Annotated in this window: 21 protein-coding genes and 2 riboswitches; of the genes, 12 read left to right on the forward strand and 9 right to left on the reverse strand. The window is 67.8% G+C overall.

Annotated elements, in window-relative coordinates; all coding sequences use genetic code 11:
* Window positions 1-6 precede the first annotated feature (6 nt).
* From QTN24_RS18725 to QTN24_RS18740, 4 genes are read right to left on the reverse strand one after another with little or no spacing between them, the layout of a single operon-like run.
* Entirely contained in the window at window positions 7-816 is an 810-nt protein-coding gene (locus QTN24_RS18725; RefSeq protein WP_313838921.1) for a polyphosphate kinase 2 family protein, read from the reverse strand.
* A 58-nt stretch (window positions 817-874) separates the two neighbouring features.
* A complete protein-coding gene (gene dapF, locus QTN24_RS18730; protein WP_313838923.1) occupies window positions 875-1,741 on the reverse strand; it encodes a diaminopimelate epimerase in 867 nt (288 codons plus the stop codon).
* Between the two features lie 14 nt (window positions 1,742-1,755).
* Window positions 1,756-2,649: a lipid A biosynthesis lauroyl acyltransferase gene (locus QTN24_RS18735; protein WP_124682665.1), complete on the reverse strand. Its 894-nt coding sequence runs from the start codon at window positions 2,647-2,649 to the stop codon at window positions 1,756-1,758.
* Window positions 2,646-3,539 (reverse strand): lysophospholipid acyltransferase family protein, encoded by an 894-nt coding sequence (locus QTN24_RS18740; RefSeq protein ID WP_124682664.1) that lies wholly within the window; start codon window positions 3,537-3,539, stop codon window positions 2,646-2,648. The genes QTN24_RS18735 and QTN24_RS18740 overlap by 4 nt, the downstream gene beginning before the upstream one ends.
* Window positions 3,540-3,814: 275 nt before the next feature.
* Here QTN24_RS18740 and metK point away from each other — a divergent pair, with 275 nt between their 5' ends.
* Entirely contained in the window at window positions 3,815-4,978 is a 1,164-nt protein-coding gene (metK, locus tag QTN24_RS18745) for a methionine adenosyltransferase (RefSeq protein WP_124682663.1), read from the forward strand.
* Window positions 4,979-5,154: 176 nt separating this feature from the next.
* Window positions 5,155-6,042, forward strand: a complete 888-nt coding sequence (locus QTN24_RS18750) for a Kdo hydroxylase family protein (RefSeq protein ID WP_124682662.1) — start codon at window positions 5,155-5,157, stop codon at window positions 6,040-6,042.
* A 19-nt stretch (window positions 6,043-6,061) separates the two neighbouring features.
* Here the strand turns inward: QTN24_RS18750 and QTN24_RS18755 are convergent, their stop codons facing one another.
* Window positions 6,062-7,465 carry a coniferyl aldehyde dehydrogenase gene (locus QTN24_RS18755; protein ID WP_409559050.1) on the reverse strand — a complete coding sequence of 468 codons (1,404 nt, stop codon included), beginning with the start codon at window positions 7,463-7,465 and terminating at the stop codon, window positions 6,062-6,064.
* A 238-nt stretch (window positions 7,466-7,703) separates the two neighbouring features.
* Here QTN24_RS18755 and QTN24_RS18760 point away from each other — a divergent pair, with 238 nt between their 5' ends.
* Complete coding sequence (locus QTN24_RS18760) at window positions 7,704-9,386, forward strand: GMC family oxidoreductase N-terminal domain-containing protein (RefSeq protein WP_313838924.1); 1,683 nt, start codon at window positions 7,704-7,706, stop codon at window positions 9,384-9,386.
* Window positions 9,387-9,639: 253 nt separating this feature from the next.
* Here the strand turns inward: QTN24_RS18760 and QTN24_RS18765 are convergent, their stop codons facing one another.
* Together QTN24_RS18765 and QTN24_RS18770 are read right to left on the reverse strand one after the other, a co-directional pair.
* Window positions 9,640-11,181, reverse strand: coding sequence for a methyl-accepting chemotaxis protein (locus tag QTN24_RS18765; protein WP_124682659.1), 1,542 nt, complete (start codon window positions 11,179-11,181; stop codon window positions 9,640-9,642).
* Between the two features lie 181 nt (window positions 11,182-11,362).
* Window positions 11,363-13,048 (reverse strand): acyl-CoA dehydrogenase family protein, encoded by a 1,686-nt coding sequence (locus QTN24_RS18770; RefSeq protein WP_313838927.1) that lies wholly within the window; start codon window positions 13,046-13,048, stop codon window positions 11,363-11,365.
* 253 nt (window positions 13,049-13,301) lie between these two features.
* A riboswitch (TPP riboswitch) is annotated at window positions 13,302-13,404 on the forward strand.
* A gap of 126 nt (window positions 13,405-13,530) precedes the next feature.
* Here QTN24_RS18770 and thiC point away from each other — a divergent pair.
* The 6 genes from thiC to QTN24_RS18800 all read left to right on the forward strand — a co-directional run bounded on the left by thiC (window position 13,531) and on the right by QTN24_RS18800 (window position 19,699).
* Complete coding sequence (gene thiC, locus QTN24_RS18775; RefSeq protein ID WP_313838929.1) at window positions 13,531-15,408, forward strand: phosphomethylpyrimidine synthase ThiC; 1,878 nt, start codon at window positions 13,531-13,533, stop codon at window positions 15,406-15,408.
* Window positions 15,409-15,580: 172 nt separating this feature from the next.
* Window positions 15,581-16,792: an FAD-dependent oxidoreductase gene (locus QTN24_RS18780; protein WP_313838931.1), complete on the forward strand. Its 1,212-nt coding sequence runs from the start codon at window positions 15,581-15,583 to the stop codon at window positions 16,790-16,792.
* Between the two features lie 15 nt (window positions 16,793-16,807).
* Entirely contained in the window at window positions 16,808-17,005 is a 198-nt protein-coding gene (thiS, locus tag QTN24_RS18785) for a sulfur carrier protein ThiS (RefSeq protein ID WP_124682655.1), read from the forward strand.
* A gap of 7 nt (window positions 17,006-17,012) precedes the next feature.
* Window positions 17,013-17,861 carry a thiazole synthase gene (locus QTN24_RS18790; protein ID WP_124682654.1) on the forward strand — a complete coding sequence of 283 codons (849 nt, stop codon included), beginning with the start codon at window positions 17,013-17,015 and terminating at the stop codon, window positions 17,859-17,861.
* Window positions 17,858-18,988: a thiamine phosphate synthase gene (locus tag QTN24_RS18795; RefSeq protein ID WP_313838933.1), complete on the forward strand. Its 1,131-nt coding sequence runs from the start codon at window positions 17,858-17,860 to the stop codon at window positions 18,986-18,988. Before QTN24_RS18790 ends, QTN24_RS18795 begins: the two co-directional genes overlap by 4 nt.
* A 276-nt stretch (window positions 18,989-19,264) precedes the next feature.
* Window positions 19,265-19,699 (forward strand): PaaI family thioesterase, encoded by a 435-nt coding sequence (locus QTN24_RS18800; RefSeq protein ID WP_313838935.1) that lies wholly within the window; start codon window positions 19,265-19,267, stop codon window positions 19,697-19,699.
* On the opposite strand, the gene QTN24_RS18805 is transcribed toward QTN24_RS18800, so the two are convergent.
* Both QTN24_RS18805 and thiD read right to left on the reverse strand, forming a co-directional pair.
* Window positions 19,696-20,145, reverse strand: coding sequence for a PGDYG domain-containing protein (locus QTN24_RS18805; protein ID WP_313838937.1), 450 nt, complete (start codon window positions 20,143-20,145; stop codon window positions 19,696-19,698). The two genes, QTN24_RS18800 and QTN24_RS18805, sit on opposite strands and share 4 nt — an antisense overlap.
* A 6-nt stretch (window positions 20,146-20,151) precedes the next feature.
* Window positions 20,152-20,982, reverse strand: coding sequence for a bifunctional hydroxymethylpyrimidine kinase/phosphomethylpyrimidine kinase (gene thiD, locus QTN24_RS18810; protein WP_313838939.1), 831 nt, complete (start codon window positions 20,980-20,982; stop codon window positions 20,152-20,154).
* Window positions 20,983-22,205: 1,223 nt separating this feature from the next.
* On the opposite strand from thiD, the gene ltrA reads away from it, so the two are divergent.
* The 3 genes from ltrA to QTN24_RS18825 all read left to right on the forward strand — a co-directional run bounded on the left by ltrA (window position 22,206) and on the right by QTN24_RS18825 (window position 26,089).
* On the forward strand, window positions 22,206-23,930 hold the full coding sequence (ltrA, locus tag QTN24_RS18815; protein WP_313838941.1) for a group II intron reverse transcriptase/maturase: 1,725 nt from the start codon (window positions 22,206-22,208) through the stop codon (window positions 23,928-23,930).
* 69 nt (window positions 23,931-23,999) lie between these two features.
* A riboswitch (S-adenosyl-L-homocysteine riboswitch) is annotated at window positions 24,000-24,072 on the forward strand.
* 133 nt (window positions 24,073-24,205) lie between these two features.
* Window positions 24,206-25,624, forward strand: a complete 1,419-nt coding sequence (gene ahcY, locus QTN24_RS18820) for an adenosylhomocysteinase (protein WP_313838943.1) — start codon at window positions 24,206-24,208, stop codon at window positions 25,622-25,624.
* A 117-nt stretch (window positions 25,625-25,741) separates the two neighbouring features.
* Window positions 25,742-26,089, forward strand: a complete 348-nt coding sequence (locus QTN24_RS18825) for a phage holin family protein (RefSeq protein ID WP_124682648.1) — start codon at window positions 25,742-25,744, stop codon at window positions 26,087-26,089.
* Window positions 26,090-26,112 lie beyond the last annotated feature (23 nt).

The following is a 26,112-nucleotide window of genomic DNA, read 5'->3' on the forward strand; positions in this document are numbered from 1 at the left end:
GCGCCGCTACTCGACGACCACCTTGGCCAGTTCCGGCTTGGGTGGCGGGTAGTCGGGCCGCAGTTGGTCAAAGGTGGTCTTGAGGATGTCCGCGACCACCAGGTTGCGGTGGCTCTTCGAATCGGCCGGGACGATGTACCACGGGCTCTGCGGCGTGGCCGTGGCCGCGATGGCGTCCTCGTAGGCGCGCTGGTACTCCTTCCAGAACTTGCGCTCGGCCAGGTCCTGCATGTCGAACTTCCAGTGCTTCTGCGGATCGGCAATGCGCTGCTCCAGCCGCTGCTTCTGCTCGTCCTTCGAAATGTGCAGGAAGCACTTGACGATCGTGGTGCCCGTTTCCACCAGCATCTGCTCGAACTCGCGGATCTGCCGGTAGCGGCGCTTGCATTCGTCGTCGTCGATCCAGCCATGCACGCGCGTGATCAGCACGTCTTCGTAGTGGCTGCGGTTGAAGATCACGATCTCGCCCTTGCGCGGCACCTGCGCGTGCACGCGCCACAGGTAGTCGCGCGCCAGTTCCTCGGGCGTCGGCGACTTGAAGCTGGCGATGCGGATGCCCAGCGGATCGAAGCTGCGGAACACCGATCGCACGGTGCCGTCCTTGCCGCTGGTGTCCATCCCCTGCAGCACGATCAGCAGCTTGTGCCGGTGCTCGGCGTAGAAGACGTCCTGCACGGCATCGAGCTGCTGGGCCAGCTCTCCCAGCCGCGCCTCGTCGGAAGCCTTGCTGCCCGTGGACAGCGGCTTGCCGCCCGCGTCGAAGTTCGCCAGCTTGAAACCCTTGCCGGCGGTGATACGAAAATCGTCCAGCGTCATGCGCGCTCCCGGTGACCGTGCGTTCGATCCGCCATGGTCGGGCAAGCCGCTGGTGGCGTCAATCGCCGAGCGCGTCGAGGTCGATGGTGCCGTCGAACACCGTGGTGGCGGGGCCGGTCATCTGCACGGGCTGGCCGGGGCCTTGCCACGCGATGGTCAGGTCGCCACCGTGGGTGTGGACCTTGACCGGCGAATCGAGCAGGCCGCGCTGGATGCCGGCCACTACGGCCGCGCAGGCGCCCGTGCCGCAGGCCAGCGTCTCGCCGGCGCCGCGCTCGAAGACGCGCAGGTTGATCGTGTGGCGGTCGGCGATGGCCATGAAGCCGGCGTTGACGCGGTTCGGGAACGCCTTGTGGTGCTCGATGACCGGGCCGTCCTGCAGCACGGGAAACTGCTCGACGTCATCCACCACCTGCACCGCGTGCGGGTTGCCCATCGACACGGCCGAGATCCATTCGGTACGGCCGTTGATCTCCAGGCCGTAGAGCGTGTCGGCGCCTTCGGTGCGCGTGGGCAGGCCGTCGGCCAGGAACGGTACGCGCGCCGGCGTCAGTTCCGGCGCGCCCATGTCCACGGTGACCTGCCCGTCGTCCTGCAGCGTCAGCGTGATCACGCCGTTCATCACCTCCACGCGCACCGAGCGCTTGTCGGTCATGCCCTTGTCGGTGACAAAACGCACGAAGCAGCGGGCGCCGTTGCCGCAGTGCTCCACCTCGCCGCCATCGGCATTGAAGATCCGGTAGCGGAAGTCGACATCGTCGCGTGACGATTTCTCCACAATCAGGATCTGGTCGGCACCGATGCCGAAGTGGCGGCTGGCCAGCGCGCGCCATTGCGCTTCGGTCAGGTCGAGCTTCTGGTGGATGCCGTCCAGCACGATGAAATCGTTGCCGGCGCCGTGCATCTTGGTGAACTGGAGTTTCATGGTGCCGATTGTAGTCAGTAGATGTCCGGTTCGCCGGGCGGCCGGTGCTTGAAGCGCTTGTGCACCCAGTAGTAGTCGGCCACGCGCGGGCGGATGGCTTCCTCGAAGAAGGCGTTCATGCGGCGCGTGTCGTCGGTCACGCTCTCGCCGGGGTAGTTGTCCCACGGCGGCAGCAGGTGCAGCACGTAGCCCTGGTAGTCGGGCAACTGCTCGGTATAGATCGGCACCACCTTGGCGCCTGCCAGCCGCGCCAGCCGCGACACCGCAGTCAGCGTCAGCGCCTGCACGCCGAAGAACGGCACGAACTCGGAGTCGCGCTCGCCAAAATCCATGTCCGAGATCAACTGCAGCGCCTCGCCCTTCTTGAGCACGCGCAGGATGTTCCGCACGCTGTCATTGCGCGAGATCATGTTGGCGCCAAAGCGGCCGCGCGCCACTTTCAGGAAGTCGTCGAACAGCTTGTTCTTCTGCACGGTGTACAGCGACGCGCCCGAGCGGCCCACGTGGTCGCGCAGGTGCATGGTCAGGCGGATGGCGCCCGCTTCCAGCCCTGACAGGTGCAGCGTCACGAGGATGTGGGGCTGGCCGTCCAGCGCCAGCAGGTTGCCGTGATCCTTGATCTGGACCAACTCGCGCATCTTGGCCTCGCCGCAGGTCCAGAAGATGCCGCCTTCGGCAAAGCTGCGGAACACCTTGCGGTAGCTCTCGCGCGCCAGCGCGTCGATCTCGGCGTCGCTGTGGTCCGGGAAGCACAGGCGCAGGTTGGCGCGGACCACCTCGCGGCGCGGGTTCGGTACCAGGTAGAGGACGCTGCCGAGCGCCTCGCCAAAGCGGGCCACAAAGGCGTACGGGAGTTTGCCCAGCACCGTCAACAGGCCGATGCCGAGCCAGGTAAGAAAGCGGCTCATTGATTCTCGTCGTTGGTGACCGCCGCGCCGGCGTCGGCCATGGCGGGCGGCAGTCCGGCGCCGGCCGGATGCTTGTAGCGGTTATAGCCCCACAGGTACTGGGTCGGATCGATCGCGATCAACTGCTCGATCGCGGCGTTGATCGCGGCCGATGCCTGCGCGGGGTCGTCGGGCAGCATGCCGCCGTCGCACAGCACCCGCAGGTGGCCCCGGTAGCCCACGCCGCGCGGCAGGCGCTCGGCAAAGACGGCGACGATCGGCGCGCGCGTCAGTTGCTGCAGCCGGTGCACCAGCGTCATCGAATAGGCCGGCTTGCCATAGAACGGCGCCCAGGTGCCCTCGCCGGCACTTGGCACCTGATCGGGCAGGATGCCGACCGCTTCGCCGCGCTTGAGCGCCTTGACCAGCATCCGCACGCCGCGCGGCGTGGCGGGCGCCATGGCGATGTCCTGCCGCGTGCGCATCCGCTCGATGAACTCGCGCAGCCACGGCTGGTGGGGCGGCTTGAACAGGCACGTGACGCGGCGCGTCAGCGCGTGGTGCTGGGGCAGCACCTCGAAGCAGCCCAGGTGCGGGGTCAGGATGATCACGCCGTTGCCGGCCGCGCCGAGCCGGCCGGTCTCGGCCCACATTGCGTCGAAGCCGTCGGTGCGCACCGTCAGCTTGCGGCGGCTCCAGAAGTACGGCATCTCCATGATGAGCCGGCCGGTGTGGCGCGCGGACTCGGCAATCATCGCGTCGGTCGCCTGCGGGTAGGCGTGCCGGAAATTCTCCACGAGCCGGCGCCCGTAGCGGCCGGGCAGGCGGGCCACCAGCAGCCCCAGGGCGCCGCCAATCGCGTGCAGCAGCCGCAGGGGCAGGCGGGAAATGAGCCAGAACAGGAAGGTCATGTCGATCGCAAAATCGGCCGATAAAGCAGAGGCATCAGAAAAACCTGAATCGCCGCAAGGGCATTCGAAAACCGCCAGCCGGTGCGGCCGTTAATCCGTTCAGCACGGCAGGCTGCAACAGATGCGGCAGGCCGGTATAATACCCGCCATCGCCGAGTTAACTGACAACTTGCGGGGCGATGCCGCTCTACCCGGGTGGCCTGAAAATACCGCTAAAGCGTCGCCGCACCGTTTCAAAGGGTGGCACGCAATAGCCAACCTGGAGAAACCAGATCGTGTCGAACGATTTCCTCTTTACTTCGGAATCTGTCTCCGAAGGCCATCCCGACAAAGTCGCTGACCAGATTTCGGACGCTGTCCTGGACGCCATCCTGTCCCAGGACAAGTACGCCCGTGTGGCGGCCGAGACCCTTTGCAATACCGGCCTCGTGGTGCTGGCAGGCGAAATCACCACGACCGCGAATGTCGACTACATCCAGGTCGCCCGCGACACCATCAAGCGCATCGGCTATGACAACACCGACTACGGCATCGACTACAAGGGCTGTGCCGTGCTGGTGGCGTACGACAAGCAGTCGCCCGACATCGCCCAGGGCGTGGACCGCGCCTCGGACGACTACCTGAACCAGGGCGCCGGCGACCAGGGCCTGATGTTCGGCTACGCCTGCGACGAGACGCCGGAACTGATGCCGTTCCCGATCTACTACTCGCACCGCCTGGTGGAGCGCCAGTCGCAGCTGCGCCGCGACGGCCGCCTGCCCTGGCTGCGCCCGGACGCCAAGTCGCAGGTGACCGTGCGCTACGTGGACGGCCGCCCGCACAGCGTGGACACCGTGGTGCTGTCGACCCAGCACTCGCCGGACATCTCGCAGGCGCAGATCCGCGAAGCCGTGATCGAGGAAATCATCAAGCCGGTGCTGCCGGCCGACATGCTCAAGGACACCAAGTACCTGGTGAACCCGACCGGCCGGTTCGTGATCGGTGGTCCGCAGGGCGACTGCGGCCTGACCGGCCGCAAGATCATCGTCGACACGTACGGCGGTGCCTCGCCGCACGGCGGCGGCGCGTTCTCGGGCAAGGACCCGTCGAAGGTGGACCGCTCGGCCGCCTACGCCGCCCGCTACGTGGCCAAGAACGTGGTGGCCGCCGGCCTGGCGCGCCAGTGCCAGGTGCAGGTCAGCTACGCGATCGGCGTGGCCCGCCCGATCAACGTCACCGTGTACACGGAAGGCACCGGCAAGATCTCCGACGAGAAGATTGCCGAACTGGTGCTGGAGCACTTCGACCTGCGTCCGAAGGGCATCGTGCAGATGCTGGACCTGCTGCGCCCGATCTACGAGAAGACCGCCGCCTACGGCCACTTTGGCCGCGAGGAGCCGGAGTTCTCGTGGGAAGCCACCGACAAGGCCGCCGCGCTGCGCGCCGCCGCCGGCCTGTAAGCGCCTGGGCGCCTGAGCGCCAGGCCACCCGCCGGTCCGCCGGCTGCGGTGGCCGACGACCCCGCCGGTCCCCCCAGGGACCCGCGGGGTTTTTTGTTGCCCCGGCGCCACGCGGGCGGCGGCGCCCGTGCGGAGTAGAATCCGGTCAACCTGAATTCGAGATTCAAGACACTGCCATGGCTCTGGACCTGATCCGCACCCAGCCCTATACCGACTGGTCACCCGAGGTAGCGCCCGAGACGCGTGCCGCGCTGCGCCGGGATCTGGAGCAGGGTGCCGTGCTGTACTTCCCGCACCTGCGGTTCCAGTTCCAGCCGGGCGAGGAACGCTTTCTCGACCCGCGCTACTCGGACGGCAAGTCGAAGAACATCAACCTGCGCGCCGACGAGCGGGCCGTGCGCGGCGCGGCCGGCACCGAGCAGGACCTGGCCGACCTGTACAGCCTGATCCACCGCTACGCCACGTCGAGCGAGTCGCTGATCCATGCGCTGTTTCCCGAGTACGCGGGGCATATGACGCGCGCGGGCACGTCGCTGCGGCCCAGCGAGATTGCCGGCCGCCCGGTGAGCTGGCGCAAGGACGACACGCGGCTGCACGTGGATGCCTTCCCGTCCAATCCGATGCTCGGCAAGCGACTGCTGCGCGTGTTCCACAACATCGATCCCGAGGCGCCGCGCGTGTGGCGCGTGGGCGAGCCGTTCGGCGATTTCGCGCAGAAGTTCGTGCCCAGGACCCACGGCATGTGGCCCGGGCAGGCATGGCTGATGAAGACGCTGCACATCACCAAGCGCGCGCGCAGCGAGTACGACCACCGGATGCTGCAGCTCCACGACCTTGCCAAGGCCGACCTGGACTACCAGAAGACCGTGCCGCAGCAGGAATTCCACTTCCCGCCGGGCGCCACCTGGATTGTGTTCAGCGACCAGTTGCTGCACGCGGCCATGCGCGGCAAGGCGATGATGGAGCAGACGATCTACCTGGACCCGGCCGCCATCGGCGACCGGACCCATTCGCCGGAAGCGGTGCTGTCCCGCATGCTGGGCCGGCCGATGCTGGCGGCCTGAGCGCCGGCCCCGCGCGGGGCTAGCGCATCAGCAGCTTGAGCATCGACGCGAACCTTGCGCCATAGGGCGGCTTGAGCAGCCCGGCGCCGTTGAGCCCGGACTGGTAGAACACGGGCTTGAGCTTCGAGAACGTCTCGAAGCCGGCCTGGCCGTGATAGCAGCCCATCCCGCTCGGCCCCACGCCGCCAAACGGCAGGCCGTCCTGCGCGATGTGGAACAGCGTGTCGTTGACGGTCACGCCGCCGGCCACGGTCTGCCGCATCACGCGGTCCACCACGTCGCCCCCCTTGTCGAACACATACAGCGCCAGCGGGCGCGGCCGCGCGTTGACGTACGCGATGGCGTCGTCCAGGCTGGCGTAGCCCACCACCGGCAGCACCGGCCCGAAGATTTCCTCCTGCATCACGCGCAGGTCGTCCGGCACATCGGCCAGCAGCACGGGCGGCAGGCGCCGCGCGGCGGCGTCGGGCGCGGCATCGGTCAGCGGCACCACGCGGGCGCCGGCGGCCTGCGCAGCGTCCACCAGCGACACCAGGCGGTCGAAATGCCGCGGGCTGATGATGCTCGTGTAGTCGGGGTTGCGGGCGATGTCGGGGTAGAGCCGCGTCACCACGCGGCGCGCGGCGTCGATCAGGCGGTCGCGCTGGGCGTCGGGCACCAGCACGTAGTCGGGCGCGATGCAGGTCTGGCCGGCGTTGAGCAGCTTGCCCACCAGGATGCGCTCCACGGCGCGCTCGAAATCGGCACCCGGGCCGATGATGGCGGGCGACTTGCCGCCCAGTTCCAGCGTCACCGGCGTCAGGTTGGCGGCGGCGGCCTTCATCACGTGATGGCCGACACTCGTCGAGCCCGTGAACAGCAGGTGGTCGAACGGCAGCGCGGTGAACGCGGCGGCCATGTCGGCATCGCCATTGACCACGGCCACCTCGTCGGGCGCGAACGACGCCTGCACCAGCCGCGCGAACAGCTCGGAAAACGCCGGCGTGTACTCGGACAGCTTGATCATGGCCCGGTTGCCCGCCGCCAGCGCGCCGGTCAGCGGCCCGATGGTCAGGTAGAGCGGGTAGTTCCATGGCACGACGATGCCGACCACGCCCAGCGGCTGGGGCATCAGGCGCGACTTGCCGGGCTGGAACCAGAGACCGGTCTTCGCCCGGCGCACGCGCATCCAGCGCTTGCCGTGCCGCAGTGCGTCATCGATGCCGGACAGGCTCGGAAATACTTCCAGCAGCGCCGTTTCCTGGCGCGGCCGGTTGGTGAAATCGGCATGGATGGCCGCGGCGATGGCGTCGTGGTGGTCGCGCACCAGCGCCTTGAGCCGGCGCAGCCGGTCGGCGCGCAGGGCCCAGGCCGGCGCCTGGTCGTGGCGCGATGCCGCGTGCATGGCGTTGAACACCGTGGACATGGCGGGCACTTCTCTCATCGGCGGTCTCCTCGTTGGCGCGACCCGTATTCCATGGGCCATCGCGCACCATATGCCAGCCCGCCCGTTATATCAATGGAGGATGGCTCCCAAACGCCGGCGTGCGGCAGCGCGCGCGGGCGGCGCGGGTGTCGGGGTTGCCCCGCTTCACCCGGCTGGCGGCAGCGCCTAAACTGGATTTTTCCCGGCATGGTCCGCCGGGGCAGGGCACCGGCACCGGGCACACGCGGGGAGACAGATGGAAACGACTTTCGACTATCTCGTGGTGGGGGCCGGATCGGCCGGCTGCGCGCTGGCGGGCCGGCTGGCCGACAGCGGCGCCGACAGCATCGCGCTGCTGGAAGCCGGCGCGCACGACCACCATGTGCTGGTACGCACACCTGCCGGTTGCGCGGCCATGCTGCCGCGCGCCGGCGCACGCAACTACGGCTTCCAGACGGTGCCGCAGGCCGGCCTGGCCGGGCGGCGAGGCTTCCAGCCGCGCGGACGCGGGCTGGGCGGGTCGTCGGCCATCAACGCGATGATCTACATGCGCGGGCGTCCGGCCGACTACGACGACTGGGCAGCCGCCGGCTGCGACGGCTGGTCGTGGGACGACGTGCTGCCGTACTTCCGCCGCGCCGAATGCAACGAGCGCGTGGCCGGCCATGACGACGATCCGCTGCACGGCGGCACCGGCCCGCTGCACGTGAGCGACCTGCGCTCGCCGAATCCGTTCGGTCAGCATTTCATCGATGCCGCGCAGATGGCGGGCATCGTGCGCAACGACGACTTCAACGGCGAGGAACAGGAGGGCGCGGGCTGGTTCCAGGTGACCCAGCACAACGGCGAACGCTGGAACGCCGCCCGGGCCTACCTGCACGGCGGCAACGCGCGCGACCGGCACTGCAACGGCGGGCGCAGCCATCTGCATGTGATGACGGGCATGCAGGTGCTGCGCATCCTGTTCGAGCACCGGCGCGCGGTGGGCGTGCTGGCCTGGCGCGACGGCCAGGAGGTGGTGCTGCGCGCGCGCCGCGAGGTCATCGTGTCGGCCGGCGCGTTCGGATCGCCGCAACTGCTGATGGCGTCGGGCGTGGGGCCGGCCGCGCACCTGCGCGAGCACGGCGTGGCCGTGGTGCACGACCTGCCCGGCGTGGGCGGCAATCTGCAGGACCACCTGGACGTGATCGTCCACAAGCGCGTGGCGGCGCCGGAACTGTTCGGCGTGTCGCTGGGCGGCGCGCGGCGGCTGATCGGCGAATGGCTGCGCTACCGGCGCGACCGCAGCGGCATGATGACGTCGAACTTCGCCGAGGCCGGCGCGTTCGTACGCAGCCGGCCGGGGCTGCCCGAGCCGGACCTGCAGCTGCACTTCGTGATCGGCATGGCCGACGACCATATGCGGCGCGTCAACCTGGGCCATGGCTATTCGTGCCACGTCTGCGTGCTGCGCCCACGCAGCCGGGGCGAGGTGCGGCTGGCATCCGCCGACATGCGCGACGCGCCGCGCATCGATCCGCGCTACCTGTCCGATCCGCAGGACATGGATGACCTGCTGGAGGGGCTGCGCATCGTGCGCCGCATCGTCACGCAGCCACCGCTGGCCCGCTTCGGCGGCCGGGAGCTGTATTCCGACGCATTGCGGCTGGATGGCACCGACGACGACACCGCGCGCGCCTGGATCCGCGAGCACGCCGACACGATCTACCACCCGGTGGGCACCTGCCGCATGGGCATGGACGCGCTGGCGGTGGTGGACACTCAGTTGCGCGTACGCGGCGTCGAGGCGCTGCGCGTGGTCGACGCTTCGATCATGCCGACACTGATCGGCGGTAACACCAACGCCCCCGCCATCATGATCGGCGAACGCGCCCACGATCTGATCCGCTACGCACCACACGTGACGCTACGGATCAGGGAGGCGGCGGTGGCGGATTGAGGGTTGGGGGTTTTTTCCCGCACGCGGGGGAGGGGGCCAGCGGTGCAAACCGCGACCAGTCGGCAAGCAGACGCTCAACGCCCTCACCCCCAGCCCCTCTCCCGCTGGCGCGGGAGAGGGGAGCAAACCAGCGGTCGACGCCCAGTCTGAAGTCGGACGCCCAGTCTGAAGCCCCATTTTTTCTCCCCTCTCCCGCACGCGGGAGAGGGGCCGGGGGTGAGGGCCAGCGGTGCAAATCGCGACCCGTCACCCGTCACCCCCGCATCTGGAACTGTCCCACCATGTCGCGCAGGCGGCCGGCCTGTTCGTCCAGCGATTGCGCGGCGGCGGCGGCTTCTTCGACCAGGGCGGCGTTTTGCTGCGTGACCTGGTCCATCTGGCCGACGGCGTGGCCGACCTGGTCGATGCCGGCGCTCTGTTCCTGCGAGGCGGCCGAGATCTCGGCGATGATGTCGGACACGCGCTTCACGGCCTGGCGGATGTCGGTCATGGTCTTGCCGACTTCCTCGGCCTGCGTGGAGCCGGTGCGTACCGTGTCCACCGACGCCTCGATCAGTTCCTTGATCTCCTTGGCCGCGCTGGACGACCGCTGCGCCAGGCTGCGCACCTCGCCGGCCACCACCGCGAAGCCGCGGCCCTGTTCGCCAGCGCGTGCTGCTTCCACGGCGGCGTTGAGCGCCAGGATGTTGGTCTGGAAGGCGATGCCCTCGATCAGGTTCGTGATCTCGGCGATGCGCTCCGAGCTGGTGCTGATGGCGCCCATCGTGCCCACCATCTGCTGCACCGAATGATTGCCTTCGTCGGCCACCAGCGCGGCGTTCGATGCCAGCGACGACGCCTGGCGCGCGTTCTCGGCGTTCTGCCGCACGGTGGCGGTCAGTTGCTCCATGCTCGACGCGGTTTCCTCCAGCGACGCGGCCTGCTGCTCGGTGCGCGACGACAGGTCGACGTTGCCCGCCGCGATCTGCGCCGCCGCCACGCTGACCGAATCGGTCGAGCGCCGCACTTCGCGCAGCGTGCCGGCCACGCGGTCGATCAGCGCGTTGAAGGACTGCGCGGTCAGGCCGATCTCGTCGAGCCGGTCCACCGGCGCGCGGTGATCCAGGTCCAGCGTCTGGCTGACGTGGGCCAGCGTGCCCTGGATTTCCGCCAGGCTGCCGCGGATGCGACGGTACAGGCCCAGCGCCAGGAACGCGGTCAGCGCCACGGCGATGACGATCACGGCCGAGAACACGCGCACCGACGTCTGGTGCCGTGCCTTGTTGTGGGCCACGGCCTCGTCGCCGAGCCTGGTGTTGTATTCCAGGTGTTCGTCGAGCGCCTTGCGGACGGCCGACGACGCCACGTGCACCGGGCCGCTCGTAATCATCTGCTGGGTGGCCTCGAAATCGTTGTTGCGCGATTTCTCTAGGAACGGGCCGAACTGGTCGCGGTACGCCTTCATGGCCGCGCGGTCGGCTTCCAGCAGCTTGCGGTCGGTGTCGTCGGAGATGTCGTCGCGCTCGTACTTGGCCAGCAGCGCGTCAAAGCGCTGGTTGGCCTTGTCGAGCATGGCCTCGGCGTCGGCCTTGGCCTTGATGTCGGCCGTCATCGCATGGCGGTAGAGCGACACGCGGACGCTGGCCAGCGCGCCGCTGAGGTTGTTCAGGTCGCGCACGCTGGCGAGCGTGTTGTCGTTGAAGTATTCGAAGCGTTCTTCGGACTCGTTCATCTGCCAGATACCGCCAAGGCCGACGAACAACAGGGCGAGTAATGCCAGGGACAACGTGAGAAGCAGGCGTTTGCTGATATTCATGAGGGGGTGGCGGCCCGCGTTGCTTGGCGCGGCCGTCCGTTGTGGGCGACTTGGTTTTCGCAGGCGGGCGGGGAGCCCGTCGCCACAACGTTTACGGCAGGGGCCGTCACTGCTGAAGCGGCCCATGGTGCCTTGCAGCAACCGCTGTGCGATTTCCGCACAGCGGTGCCGCCGGCGCCCTTCAGGCCGGCCAGGCGCGCGTTGCGATGCGCTGTAGTGTGGCGTTATCGGCATCCAGCGTGCCGAACACGCGGCCGTGCTGGCGGCCCAGGCGGCTGGCGACGAACTGCGCCGCCGACTCCGGATGCGCGTGCGCGATCATCAGCGCGGCCTGCGCGGTCAGCACCAGCCCCTGCGCCAGGCGGCGGGCGCTGCCTTCGAGCGATTCCGCCGGGCCGTGCAGCATGGCCTGCAGCGACGCCAGTTCGGCCCGCACCGCCGCGTCGCCGTTGGACAGCCGCGCAAGGTCCTGCAGAACCCGCGCGCCGTCGTCGGGATTGCGCTGTAGCGCGCGCAGCACATCCAGGCACATGATGTTGCCCGAGCCTTCCCAGATCGAATTGACGGGCGCCTCGCGGTACAGCCGCGCCATCGGGCCTTCCTCCACGTAGCCGTTGCCGCCCCAGACCTCCATGGCCTCGCCGGTGGCTTCCAGCGCGCGCTTGCAGATCCAGAACTTGGCGGCCGGCGTCATCACGCGCTTCCAGGCGGCGGCCAGCGGGTCGGCGTCGGCGTGCTCGAACGCGTGGGCCAGCGCCATCATCATCTGCGTGGCGGCCTCGGATTCCAGTGCCAGGTCCGCCAGCACGTTGCGCATCAGCGGCTGGTCGGCCAGCACGCGGCCGAATGCCATGCGATGGCGCGCGTGGTGCAGCGCCTGCACCAGCCCGGCCCGCAGCAGCGCGGCGCTGCCGATCACGCAGTCGAGCCGGGTGTTGGTGGCCATCTCGATGATGGTCGGGATGCCGCGGCCTTCCTCGCCGATCAGGATGCCCGTGGCGCCGCGGAATTCCACCTCGCTGCTGGAATTGGAGCGGTTGCCGAGCTTGTCCTTGAGCCGCTGGATCAGGATGGGGTTCTTGCTGCCGTCGTCGCGGAAGCGCGGCACGAAGAAGCACGACAGCGGGCCGTCGGCCGCGCCCATCCGCGCGACGACCAGGTGCGCGTCGCACATCGGCGCCGAGAAGAACCATTTGTGGCCGGTCAGCGCATATTCGGCCCCGCGCCCGTCGCCGCGTACCGGCAGCGCCACCGTGGTGTTGGCGCGCACGTCGGAGCCGCCCTGTTTCTCGGTCATGCCCATGCCGATCATCACGGCCGTCTTGTCGCGCCAGGGCAGGTCGCGGGCGTCGTGCCCGGTATCGAACAGCCGCGGCGCCAGGTCGCCAAACAGCGCCGGCTCCCTGGACAGCACCGGGATGCTCGCGAACGTCATCGTCGTGGGGCACAGCGAGCCCGATTCCACCTGGGCCTGCAGGAAGTAGCCGGCGGTGCGCGCCGCCCAGGCGCCGGGGCGCGGCTGCGCGAACGGCAGCGCCTGCAACTGCTGGCTGCGCAGCAGCGCCAGCAACTGGTGCCAGGCGGGATGAAACTGCACGGTGTCGATGCGCTCGCCGGTGCGGCTATGGGTGTGCAGCTCGGGCGCGTAGCGGTTGGCGTCGGCGGCCCAGGCCTGCACCTCGGGTTCGCCCAGCCGCGCGCCGTAGCCGTCCAGCGCGTCGGCATGCCAGCCGCCGCCCAGCCGGTCCAGCGCCGCGCGCAGCCCGGGGTCCGACGCGAACAGGTTGTAGTCGGCCAGGTCGGGCACCTGGTTGAACACGCTGTGGGTCTGCGCGCTGCCGGCGTCGGCAACGGATGTGGCGGTCATGGCATCTCCTGGGTCGGCAATGCGTCTCGGCACGGGGGCGGGCTGCGGCCATGGTACGGCAACTCGGCGGTTCGCAATACCGAGGCAACCCTCGGGCACGCGGGCGCCAATCGGTTGCGAATAGGCCCCCCGCGCGCCCCCGATCCGCGCCGGTCTTGCTGCATGGCAGCATGATTCCGATACCACCGCGCACGGCTGACGCAACAGATTTCGGCTGGCGCCCCGGTGGGGCTTGTGCTTAAATTCACCCCGTTGGATGAAACAGGGGTGCCGTCCGGATGGGCCGGGCGCGCTGAGAGAGTCCCTTCGAACCCGATCCGGCTAGTACCGGCGTGGGAAGTTTCACAAAACCGAATTGCTCCTGTCCCGCGGGAATTCCGCGAATTGCCGCACCGGGACGCCGCCGCCGGCTGCCAGCCGCGCGGGCCGGTCTCACAGGGCTCCTGGTTTCGTCCATCCCCGCAAGAGAGAGGACGACACCCATGGCCCGTATTGCCCCCGCCGCATCGTTCGAATCGCTGGAAAGCGATCTGGACCAGAAATTCGCCTACCCGGCTTCCAGCAAGACCTACCTCGTGGGCAGCCGCCCCGACATCCGCGTGCCGCTGCGCACGATCCTGCAGACGGCCACCCGCACCGAGAAGGGCGAGATGGCCAACCCGCCGATTCCCGTCTACGACACCTCGGGCCCGTACAGTGACCCGGACGTCCATATCGACCTGAAGGCCGGCCTGCCGCCGGTGCGCGCCCAGTGGATTGCCGAGCGCGGCGATACCGAGGTGCTGCAGGGCCTGTCGTCGGAATACGGCCAGGCGCGTGCCAATGACCCGGCCACCGCCCACCTGCGCTTCTCGCAGCTGACGAACCCGCGCCGCGCCAAGGCCGGCGCCAACGTGTCGCAGATGCACTACGCGCGCCGCGGCATCATCACGCCCGAGATGGAATACGTGGCGCTGCGCGAATCGCTGAATCTCCAGGCGCTGTACGACAAGCCCGAGTACAAGGCCCTGCTGCGCCAGCACCCGGGCAACGCGCTGGGTGCGGCGCTGCCGCTGCGTCCGGAGGACATGACGCCGGAATTCGTGCGCCGCGAAGTGGCCGCCGGGCGCGCCATCATCCCCGCCAACATCAACCACACCGAGCTGGAGCCGATGGCGATCGGCCGCAACTTCCGCGTCAAGATCAACGGCAACCTCGGCAACTCGGCCGTGACGTCGTCGCTGGCCGAGGAAGTGGAAAAGATGGTGTGGTCGATCCGCTGGGGCGCCGACACGATCATGGACCTGTCCACCGGCAAGCACATCCACGAGACCCGCGAGTGGATCCTGCGCAACTCGCCGGTGCCCATCGGCACGGTGCCGATCTACCAGGCGCTGGACAAGACCGGCGGCATCGCCGAGGACCTGACCTGGGAAATGTTCCGCGACACGCTGATCGAGCAGGCCGAGCAGGGCGTGGACTACTTCACCATCCACGCCGGCGTGCTGCTGCGCTACGTGCCGATGACGGCCGACCGCGTGACGGGCATCGTGTCGCGCGGCGGCTCGATCATGGCCAAGTGGTGCCTGGCGCACCACAAGGAAAACTTCCTGTACACGCACTTCGACGAGATCTGCGAAATCATGAAGGCGTACGACGTGTCGTTCAGCCTCGGCGACGGCCTGCGCCCCGGTTGCATCGCCGATTCGAACGATGACGCCCAGTTCGGCGAGCTGCGCACGCTGGGCGAGCTGACCGCCAAGGCGTGGGAACACGACGTGCAGGTGATGATCGAGGGCCCGGGCCATGTGCCGTTGCAGCGCATCCAGGCCAACATGGACGAGGAACTGAAGCACTGCTACGAAGCCCCGTTCTACACGCTGGGGCCGCTGGTCACGGACATCGCGCCGGGCTACGACCACATCACCAGCGGCATCGGCGCCGCCAACATCGGCTGGATGGGCACCGCCATGCTGTGCTACGTCACGCCGAAGGAACACCTGGGCCTGCCGGACAAGGAAGACGTGCGCGAGGGCATCATCACGTACAAGATCGCCGCCCATGCCGCCGACCTGGCCAAGGGCTGGCCCGGCGCGCAGTTGCGCGACAATGCGCTGTCCAAGGCACGTTTCGAGTTCCGCTGGGAAGACCAGTTCAACCTGGGCCTGGACCCGGAGCGCGCGCGGTCGTTCCATGACGCGACGCTGCCGGCCGAAGGCGCCAAGATCGCCCACTTCTGCTCGATGTGCGGGCCGAAGTTCTGCTCGATGAAGATCACGCAGGAAGTGCGCGACTACGCGGCGTCGCTGCCGGACGCCCAGCGCGGCATGGAGGAAAAGTCGATCGAGTTCGTCAAGTCGGGCGCCAAGATCTACTCGTAAGCGCCATCCACGCCGTACCTTGCAGGACGGGCGGGCGCCCATGCGGCGTCCCGCCCCGCAGTACCGCAGTACAGAGTCCCGCGCGCGGCGCCCCCACGCGGCGCGGCGGTATTCACCCAACAGGAGGCCGGCGGCGCCACGCAGGATGCCAACGCCGCCGGCAAGCAAGCTTATGACAGCAGTACAGTCCTTCGATGTCGCCATCCTCGGCGCCGGCCTGGCCGGACGTTTGTCCGCCTGGCAACTGGTGCGCGCCGGTGCCCGCGTGGCGCTGGTGGAGCGGGGCGGCCCCGACGGCAGCGGATCGGCCGCGCACGTGGCCGCGGCCATGCTGGCGCCGCTGGCGGAATCAGCCATCGCCGAACGGCGCATTGTCGACCTGGGCATCGCCAGCGTCGACCTGTGGCGCACCTGGCTGCAGGAATTGCCCGAGCCGGTGTTCTTCCAGGAAGACGGCACGCTGGTGGTCTGGCACGCGCGTGACCGCAGCGAGGTGTCGCTGTTCACGGGCCGCATGCGCGCCGTGGCGCCGCCGGAACTGGTGCAGGCGCGGCTGCGCGCGCTGGACGGCAATGGCGTTGGCCACGTGGAACCCGCGCTGGCGGGCCGCTTTCCGCAGGGCCTGCTGCTGCAGGGCGAAGGCCAGCTCGACAACCGTGGCGCCATGCGCGCGCTGCTGGCGTGCGCGATCGAGGAAGGGCTGCACTGCGTGTGGGAAGCGGGCGAGATCGACGCCGATGCGCTGCCCGCGCTGGGCATCCACGCCGGCGTGGTGCTGGACTGCCGGGGCCTGGGCGCCCGCGCGGCATGGGCCGAAGCCGGCGCGGCCGGCGGCCAGGCGCTGCCGGGGCTGCGCGGGCTGCGTGGCGAGGTTGTCCGCGTCCACGCGCCGGACGTGAAGCTGCACCGCCCGGTGCGCCTGCTGCATCCGCGCTACCCGATCTACATCGCGCCGAAGCCGAACGACCTGTATGTGATTGGCGCCACCGAGCTGGAAAGCGAGGACGAATCGCCGATGAGCGTGCGCTCGGCGCTGGAGCTGCTGTCGGCGGCCCATTCGCTGCATCCCGCCTTTGGCGAGGCGCGCGTGCTGGAGCTCAACGTCCAGCGCCGCCCGACCCGGCCCGACCACCTGCCCGCGATCCGCGTGGACCAGCAGGCCCGCGTGGTGCGCGTCAACGGCCTGTACCGCCACGGCTGGCTGATCGCGCCGGCCGTGACCGAGGCCGCCTGCCACGTGGTGCGCGCGATGCTGGACGCCGATCCGGCCGCCCACGCCGTGCCGGCCGCGCTGCGCTGGCCCGGCATGATCGAGGCCGTGTCCGACCCGGCATCGTCTGGGCGGCGCGCGCGGTCCGATGCGTCCGGCGGCACGCTGCATTAACCCGAACCCCCGACCATGAAAATCCTGCTCAATGGCCAACCGCTGGACCTGCCGGACGCCGCCACGCTGGCGGACGCCGTGACGGCCGCGGCCATCGCGCCGCCGTTCGCGGCCGCCGTGAACGGCCAGTTCGTGCCGCGCGCCGCCCATGCGGCCACCGCGCTCAACGCGGGCGACCAGATCGACCTCGTGCAACCCGTGACGGGAGGCTGACCACACCATGACATTCGAACCGACTGAAACCTTGCGCGATCCGTTCGTGCTGTACGGGGAATCGTTCAACTCCCGGCTGCTGCTGGGCACCGCGCGCTACCCGTCGCCGGCCACGCTGCAGGCGGCCGTGGAGGCGTCGCGCCCGGCCATGATCACCGTGGCGCTGCGCCGCCAGACGGCGGTGGGCAGTGGCGACGGCCAGACGCTGGGCGGCGACACGTTCTGGCAGATGCTGCGCACGCTGGGCGTGCCGGTGCTGCCCAACACCGCCGGCTGCTTCACCGCGCAGGAGGTCATCACCACGGCCATGATGGCGCGCGAGGTGTTCGAGACCGACTGGATCAAGCTGGAGCTGATTGGCGACGACTACACGCTGCAGCCCGACACGCTGAACATGCCGGCCGTGGCCGAGACGCTGGTCAAGGAAGGTTTCAAGGTGCTGCCGTATTGCACCGAAGACCTGGTGCTGTGCCGGCGCCTGCTGGACGTGGGCTGCCAGGCGCTGATGCCGTGGGCCGCGCCGATCGGCACGGGCCGGGGCGCGGTGAATCCGCACGCCATGCGCACGCTGCGCGACCGCCTGCCCGATACGCCGCTGATCGTCGACGCCGGGCTGGGCCTGCCGTCGCACGCGGCGCAGGTGCTGGAATGGGGCTACGACGGCGTGCTGCTGAACACGGCCGTGGCACAGGCCGCATATCCGGTGAACATGGCGCGCGCGTTTGCGCTGGCCGTGGAGGCCGGGCGCACCGCCTACCTGGCCGGGCCGATGCCCGAGCGCGAGGTGGCGCAGGCCAGCACGCCGGTGGTGGGCATGCCGTTCTGGCACGCCGAGGGCGCTGAGGACCGCGCATGACGCGCCAGGGCGTAGCCGCGGCCATCGACGCCGCATTGTTCGAGGATCTGGCGCGGCGCTACGCGCCGGTGTTCGGGCACGACGCCACGCCGTGGCAGGCGTGGACGCTGGCCAATGCGCCCGCCACGCTGGGCCGCCACGACGTGCTGCTGGCCGAGGGCGAGGCGCCGCCAGCGGCGGTCGATCGCGTGGCCGGCGCCAATGCGGTGCTGATCGCCACGGTGCGCGAGGGCGGCCGCTGGATCGACACCGTGCGGTCGTGGATGGGCACCTGGGTGCTGGCATCGGACGCCGATGACGGCGCGCCGCACTCGCCGGCGTTCGTGGCCGTGCTGACCGCGGCGCTGTCGCTGCATTTCCCGGCCCACGACGCGCTGTGCATCGCACGCGCCTGGCAGCCGGGCAGCACCGCGTGGCCCGCCGATTTCGGCCGCTTCCCGCGTGTGCGGCAGCCCGCGCTGGCGTCGCCGGACCAGCCGCCCGCCGCCTTCGCCCCGTGCCCGCCGGACCTGGGCCTCTACGCCGTGATGCCCACCGCCGCGTGGATCGAGCGGCTGGTACCGCTGCAGGTGCCGACCGTGCAGTTGCGCTTCAAGTCTGACGATGCCGCCGCCGTGCGCGCCGAAGTGGTCCGGGCCGCCAACGCGGCCAAGGGCTCGGCGTCACGCCTGTTCATCAACGACCACTGGCGCGTGGCGATCGACCACCATGCGGCCTGCGGCGGCGACAGCGGCATCTACGGCATCCACCTGGGCCAGGAAGACCTGGACGACGCCGACCTCGACGCCATCCGCGCTTCGGGCCTGCGCCTGGGCGTGTCGACGCACGGCTACGCCGAAATGCTGCGCGTGGCGGCCATCCAGCCCAGCTACCTCGCCCTTGGCGCGATCTTCCCGACCACCACCAAGGTCATGCCCACCCAGCCGCAGGGCATGGGCCGCTTCCAGGCCTACGTGAAAGTGATGCAGCCGGTGATTCCGTCGCTGGTCGGCATCGGCGGCGTCAACGCCGACAACCTGCGCGAAGTGCTGGCCGTGGGCGTCGGCAGCGCAGCCGTGGTGCGCGCGATCACCGAGGCCGACGATGTGCCGGCGGCGGTGGCCGGGTTGATCGGGGTGTTTGGCTGAGGGTTTGTTGGGTTTTGCTTGTAGGGGTGGTGGCAGTTTGTACCGCTGGCCCTCACCCCCGGCCCCTCTCCCGCCTGCGTGAGAGGGGAGCGAACGCGTCCGTCTCCCCCAATTCCTGTCCTGCAAGGCCGATCCGGCCCTGTCACCGCCCCCCATCCTTTGTCCGCTAACCGGCCAGCCTGGCTTCCGGCTGCCGACGAATCCGCATATGCTCTCCGTCCAGTCACCAAAGGATCGAGGTTCCGCCATACGGAACCCGCACGAGAGGAAACAGCAGTGAACGAGATCATCCCCGCGGCACCAGGTACGCCGGACAAGCCTTATTTCGGTATCGAGATTCCGCTGATGCGGCTGCTGGGCCTGCAGCCGGTGCACATGGAAGACGGGCTGTGCCGCACGCGGCTGCCGGCCAATTCGCATGTGGTGAACAGCCGGGGCGACGTGCACGGCGGCACCCTGATGGCGGTGCTCGATTTCACGCTGAGTGGCGCGGCGCGGTCGCATGCGCCGCTGGACGTGGGGGTCATCACGATCGACATGTCGACCCATTTCCTGGCCGCCGCGCGCGGGGAACTGACGTTCGAGGCGCGCACGATGCGCCGGGGCAACAAGATCGCGTTCTGCGAGGGCGAGGCCCGCGACGCGTCGGGCACGGTCTGCTGTGTGGCCCGCGCGTCGTTCAAGCTCGTGCAGCTGGCCGGCGGGAACTAGGCCGCCGGATCGCCGCCCGGGGCCGGGCGGTACACCGCTTCGAACCGTGCGCGCTCGGTGATCCCATGGTCGCCGGGCGCGTACTGCATCAGCCAGTCGCCGGGCTTGCCGGTCAGCACGTCGCCGCCGGCCGAGCGGGCGATGGCGAACGGCTGCGGCATGGCCTTGGCCAGCACCGGCACGGGCTGGTTGCGATACGGGCCGGGCTCGCCATGCGCTTGCGGCCCCGCCGCGACGTAGCGGGCGTCGAAGCGGTCGCGCGACACCACCCAGCGGTCGCCCGTGGCGCCGGTCACGATGGCGTCGGCCACCCGGTAGCGGTTGGGGCCCTCGCGGCTGGCCAGCTCGCCCGGTTCGGCGGCGAACGTCACCTGCACCGTTTCATCCTTGACGTACCAGCGCGCGGCGGGATCGTGGCGCAGGTCGATGTCCTGTAGCGTCTGCATCGCGGTTCAGCCCAGCACGCGCGGCGCGAAGCCGTGGTTCAGCGGACCGTTGCCGGCGCCCAGGCGCAGGTGCGCGCCCGCCGCGATGGCCTGCGCCACGAAGTCGAGCGCGGTGCCCACGGCGTCGGGCAGGGCGTCGCCGCGCGCGAGCTGCGACGCGATGGCCGCCGCCAGCGTGCAGCCGGTGCCATGCAGGTTCGGGGTGTCGATGCGCGGATGCGTGAACACGCGGACGGTGCCGTCGGCCAGCATCAGCAGGTCGTCAAGACCGGCGGCGGCCGGGCCGTCGTCCTCCAGGTGGCCGCCCTTGAGCAGCACGGCCCGGCAGCCCATCGCGAGCAGTTCGGCCGCGGCGGCTTCCATGTCGGCGCGGCGGGCGATGCGGCGCCCGAGCAGGTACGACGCCTCGGGCAGGTTCGGCGTGACCAGCATCGCGCGCGGGAACAGCAGGCGCACCATGGCCTGGCTGGTGGCATCGTCGGACAGCGTCGCGCCCGACGTCGAGATCATCACCGGGTCCACCACGAGCCGGGCGATGCCATGCCGGTCCACCGCGCCGGCCACGGCCTCGACGATGGACGCCGTGCCGAGCATGCCGGTCTTGGCGGCGTCCACCCCGATGTCGTCGGCCACGGCGTCGATCTGGGCCGCCACCATTTCGGCCGGAATGGCGTGCACGCCCGCCACGCCCAGCGTGTTCTGGGCCGTGATGGCCGTGATCGCGCTCATGCCAAAGCAGCCGAGCGCGGCAAACGTCTTCAGGTCCGCCTGGATGCCGGCGCCGCCGCCGGAGTCGGAACCGGCGATGGTCAGGGTGCGGGGTGGCGTGGGGAGCATGTGCAGGGCGGGAGCAGTCGGAAACAAAAAAGCGGAAAAAATCTGGCGATTCGGCCAGCTTGCCGCGAACAGGCACGCTACAATACCGCCACTCGTGCGACACGCACTCTCGTGTCCGGGTAGCTCCAACGTAAGGAGCATCGACCTTTGTTGGGACAAGGTGGCGGCCTCGGCTGGCACCGTCCAATCCCAACCATTTCTTGCTTAGACAAGCCGAGCCGCAAGGTGAGGTAAGTCGATACTGGTGCAATGCTTGCCGGATTTTCGGTAGGGATTGTAGCTTGCTTTTGCTGGTCAACAGCCAGCCATCGCCCAAGGCGGGGACGCTCGCCTTTGGGCGAATTCGCCTTGACACCTTCCCAGCGGGAAGGCGTCTGCGCTCGTCTCTGTTGCATAACAGCCACACGATTTAAACCGATCCATTGGGTCGGCATCGCGTCTTGGACCGACTGCAGCCACTGCGCTCGCACGTCGGTAAGCGCTCGCCTTTACGGGAGCACATAAGTAAGGACTGAGGCCCGGAGCGTAAAGCTCTACGCGTTATGGTTCGGTCGAGCACGCCCGCGAGGGCGCCTTGATAGAGAACCCGCTATGCGACTAGCGGTAGCCTAGGGGGACATGCGTCACTGGTAACGGTGGGGTGTGAAGCTTCCCTGACAATGTAGCCCCCGTAAGGGTGCCAATGGATCGTGAGATCCGTAGGCAGCAAACCGAAGCAGCATCGGTTGAGGAGCTAGGCTGGCTGGTATGGGCAACACATGTGAACTGCTGTTAAACGTCGTGAGTATTACGGTGCCAAAGCTGATGATAGGCACCAACCAAAAGGTACGTGGCTGGATACTCCGTTGAGTGGTCGGAGTACGTCGTCGTTAAGCCACCGGCGAAGAGGCAGGCCCTAACCCAGTCGTGTAACGCGTGGGGAACGTGGTAAGCCCGTATGGCTGCCCGAGTGCAGTTTGGCTCAGGCAGGCGAACCGCAAGGAACGCTGTCGGCTGTGCGGGTATGGGAGGTTGGAAAAAGCGAATGCCGGGTTGTAACGATCCGGATAGGGATTGAAACATCATCCCGCGCGAAAGCGGGCAGACTTCCAACTGGTCTACTCGTCGCAAGACGACTGACTGAACTCGCTTGTTTAACTTTTCTTCCCTTGTGGGACAGCCTGTCCCGCAAGGGGCATGTTGTCTCTCGATGTTGGGGAAGATCCTCAAGATAGGAGGGCAGCATGGAAGCATTGATCCGCGAGGATGAATCTGCGCCTTCCGGCGTACCGCAAAAATGGGGCGACATCGATTGGCGCCGCATAGAGCGGAACGTTCGAGTAATGCAGATTCGAATTGCGAAGGCAACACAGGAAGAGGATTGGCGCCGGGTGAAAGCCCTGCAACGATCCCTGACCCGCTCGTTCTCCGCCAAGGCATCGGCGGTACGGCGAGTGACGATGAACCAAGGTGCGCGGACGGCGGGAGTCGATCGCGTAACGTGGGAAACGCCTGAAGTCCGGTGGGAAGCCATCGGGCAGTTGAAGCGCCGGGGGTACAGGCCACTGCCATTACGGAGGGTCTACATTCCCAAAGCCAACGGTAAGAAGCGCCCCCTGGGCATTCCGACCATGTTGGACCGAGCCATGCAAGCGTTGTATCTGCTGGCGCTGGAACCGGTGTCCGAAGGAACGAGCGATCTGAACTCGTATGGGTTCCGTATCAATCGGTCTACTGCGGATGCCATGAGCCAGCTATTCGCCTCCCTATCCCAGAAGGTTTCGGCCCAGTGGGTGCTGGAGGCGGATATCAAGGGGTGCTTTGACCATATCAGTCACGACTGGTTGGAGCGCAATGTCCCAATGGACAAAGCCATCCTTAGGAAATGGCTGAAAGCTGGCGTGATATTTCAAGGCCAGTTTCAGGCGACCGACGCCGGAACACCACAGGGGGGCATCATTTCCCCGACTCTGGCAAATATGGCGCTGAACGGGTTGGAACAGCAACTGACCACCGCCCTCAAGGCGAAATTAGGGGCCCACAACCTGCGAAGGCACAAGGTAAATGTTGTGCGCTATGCGGACGACTTCGTGATCACCGGTAACACACCGGAGGTCTTAGAAAGCGAAGTGAAGCCGTGGGTGGAGCAGTTCCTCGCTGTCAGGGGGCTGATACTATCGACGGAGAAAACGCGGATCGTCAATATCGCCGAAGGCTTTGATTTCCTTGGGTGGAATTTCCGGAAGTACTCGGGGAAACTGCTCATCAAGCCGAGCAAGAAAAACGCGCAAGCGTTTTACCGCAAGGTCAAAGGAGTCATCAGTGCCAAGAAGGGGAGAAAGCAAGAAGATCTGATCCGACTGCTGAACCCGATGCTAAGGGGTTGGGCGCAATATCACAGTCCAGTGGTAGCGAAGGCAATGTTCACCAGAATGGAGCGCATGGTTTTTCAGGCTCTGTGGCGGTGGGCAAAGCGGCGACATCGAGGTAAGAACGCTGACTGGGTGCGCAAGCGGTATTTCGTAACCATCGGCAATCGGAACTGGGTGTTTGGTACCACAACCGTGGATAAGAAGGGCAATCCCTTCTGGTTGGAGTTATACCCGCTCGCGGGCACGCCGATCAGGAGGCACGCGAAGGTCAAGGGGGAATACAATCCTTTTGATCCGGCCTGGGAAATGTATGGCGAAAAGCTGCGACAGGAGCGCACGCTGCAAAGCATGTCGCACCGCAAGCAGTGGATCAAGCTGTATACGTCCCAGCGTGGTTTATGTGCGCTGTGTCAGTGCAAGATTACCAAGGAGACGGGGTGGGATGATCACCACATCGTGCCGCGCGTTCTCGGCGGCTCCGACGCTCTAGGAAATCGAGTGCTGGTGCATCCGGGTTGTCATGTTCAAGTTCATCACCACGGCAGAACCGTTGTGAAGCCGGTGTTCGATTTATTCGACCACTTTGTTGAGGCTTGAGCCGTATGCGGGGAAACCCGCACGTACGGTTCTTAGGGGGGAGCGTCACCAGAAATGGTATGCTCCTACCCTCCCGAGGAGCGTTGCAACGGATGCCTTGTCGTCCGCCAGGCTCGGAATGTCTCAACGGCGCTCGCTGTTCCGTGGTTTCGCACGGGGCGCGAGTCGACCTGTCTGCCCGTCATGCCCGATCCGGCTGCGTTTGCCAGCCGCCGCATGGCGCGTCCGCCATCCTCCCGTTCCGTTCGCGTGCCACTCTTACACCGGAGTGACTCATGAACGCTGTGACTGACCTGAAGCAAGACTATCTGATCGCCGACATCGGCCTGGCCGCCTGGGGCCGCAAGGAAATCGCCATCGCCGAGACCGAGATGCCCGGCCTGATGGCGATCCGCGACGAGTTTGCCGCCGCCCAGCCGCTCAAGGGCGCCCGCATCGCCGGTTCGCTGCACATGACCATCCAGACCGCCGTGCTGATCGAGACGCTCCAGGCGCTGGGCGCCGACGTGCGCTGGGCGTCGTGCAACATCTTCTCGACCCAGGACCACGCCGCCGCCGCCATCGCCGCGTCGGGCACGCCGGTGTTCGCGTTCAAGGGCGAGTCGCTCAAGGAATACTGGGACTTCACGCACCGCATCTTCGACTGGGCCGACGGCGGCACGCCGAACATGATCCTGGACGACGGCGGCGACGCCACGCTGCTGCTGCACCTGGGCGCCCGCGCCGAGAAGGACGCCTCGGTCATCGCCAAGCCGACCAGCGAGGAAGAAACCTACCTGTTCGCCGCGATCAAGGAAAAGCTGGCCAAGGACGGCGCGTGGTACAGCCGCAACCTGGCCGCCATCCGCGGCGTGACCGAGGAAACCACCACGGGCGTGCACCGCCTGTACCAGATGGCCCAGCGCGGCGAACTGAAGTTCCCGGCCATCAACGTCAACGACTCGGTGACCAAGAGCAAGTTCGACAACCTGTACGGCTGCCGCGAATCGCTGGTGGACGGCATCAAGCGCGCCACCGACGTGATGATCGCCGGCAAGATCGCCGTCGTGGCCGGCTACGGCGACGTGGGCAAGGGCAGCGCCCAGGCCCTGCGCGCGCTGTCGGCCCAGGTCTGGGTGACCGAGATCGACCCGATCTGCGCGCTGCAGGCCGCCATGGAAGGCTACCGCGTGGTGACGATGGACTACGCCGCCGAGCACGGCGACATCTTCGTGACCTGCACCGGCAACTACCACGTGATCACGCACGACCACATGGCCAGGATGAAGGACCAGGCCATCGTCTGCAACATCGGCCACTTCGACAACGAGATCGACATCGCCTCCATCGAGAAGTACGAGTGGGACGAGATCAAGCCGCAGGTGGACCACGTGAAGTTCCCGGACGGCAAGAAGATCATCATCCTGGCCAAGGGCCGCCTGGTGAACCTGGGCTGCGCCACGGGCCACCCGTCGTACGTGATGAGCAGCTCGTTCGCCAACCAGACCATCGCCCAGATCGAACTGTGGGTCGAGCGCGACAGCAACAAGTACCCGGTGGGCGTCTACACGCTGCCCAAGCACCTGGACGAGAAGGTGGCGCGCCTGCAGCTGAAGAAGCTGAACGCGCAACTGACCGAGCTGACCGAGCAGCAGGCCGCCTACATCGGCGTGAAGAAGGAAGGCCCGTACAAGGCCGACCACTACCGCTACTGATCGCCGGGGCTGGCCCCGCGGTTTGCACCCGTCTCCCGCGCGTCGGGAGCGGGGGCGGGGAGGGGCGCCTGGCCGCTCCCCGCCGATGTCCTCCATCCCAAGAACAAAGGAGTCGCAATGAGACTGTTGGCTGTCTGGATCATCAACGCCGCCTCGCTGTTCCTCGTGAGCTACCTGCTCAGCGGCATCGAACTCGGCGGCTTTGGCTCGGCGATGGTTGCCGCGCTGGTGCTGGGCCTTGTCAACACGCTGATCCGGCCGATCCTGGTCATCCTGACGCTGCCGGTCACGCTGCTGACGCTGGGGCTGTTCATCTTCATCATCAACGCGCTGCTGTTCCTGTTCGTCGGCAACCTGCTGCAGGGGTTTGTCGTCCAGGGGTTCGGCTCCGCGCTGCTGGGCTCGATTCTCTATAGCGTGATTTCCACCATCCTCGCGAGCGTGCTGCTCGGGGACCGGGACTGAAGCGCGACCGTATCCAAAAGGGG

This window comes from Cupriavidus sp. SZY C1 (assembly GCF_032190535.1).
Lineage (GTDB): Bacteria > Pseudomonadota > Gammaproteobacteria > Burkholderiales > Burkholderiaceae > Cupriavidus > Cupriavidus pauculus_C.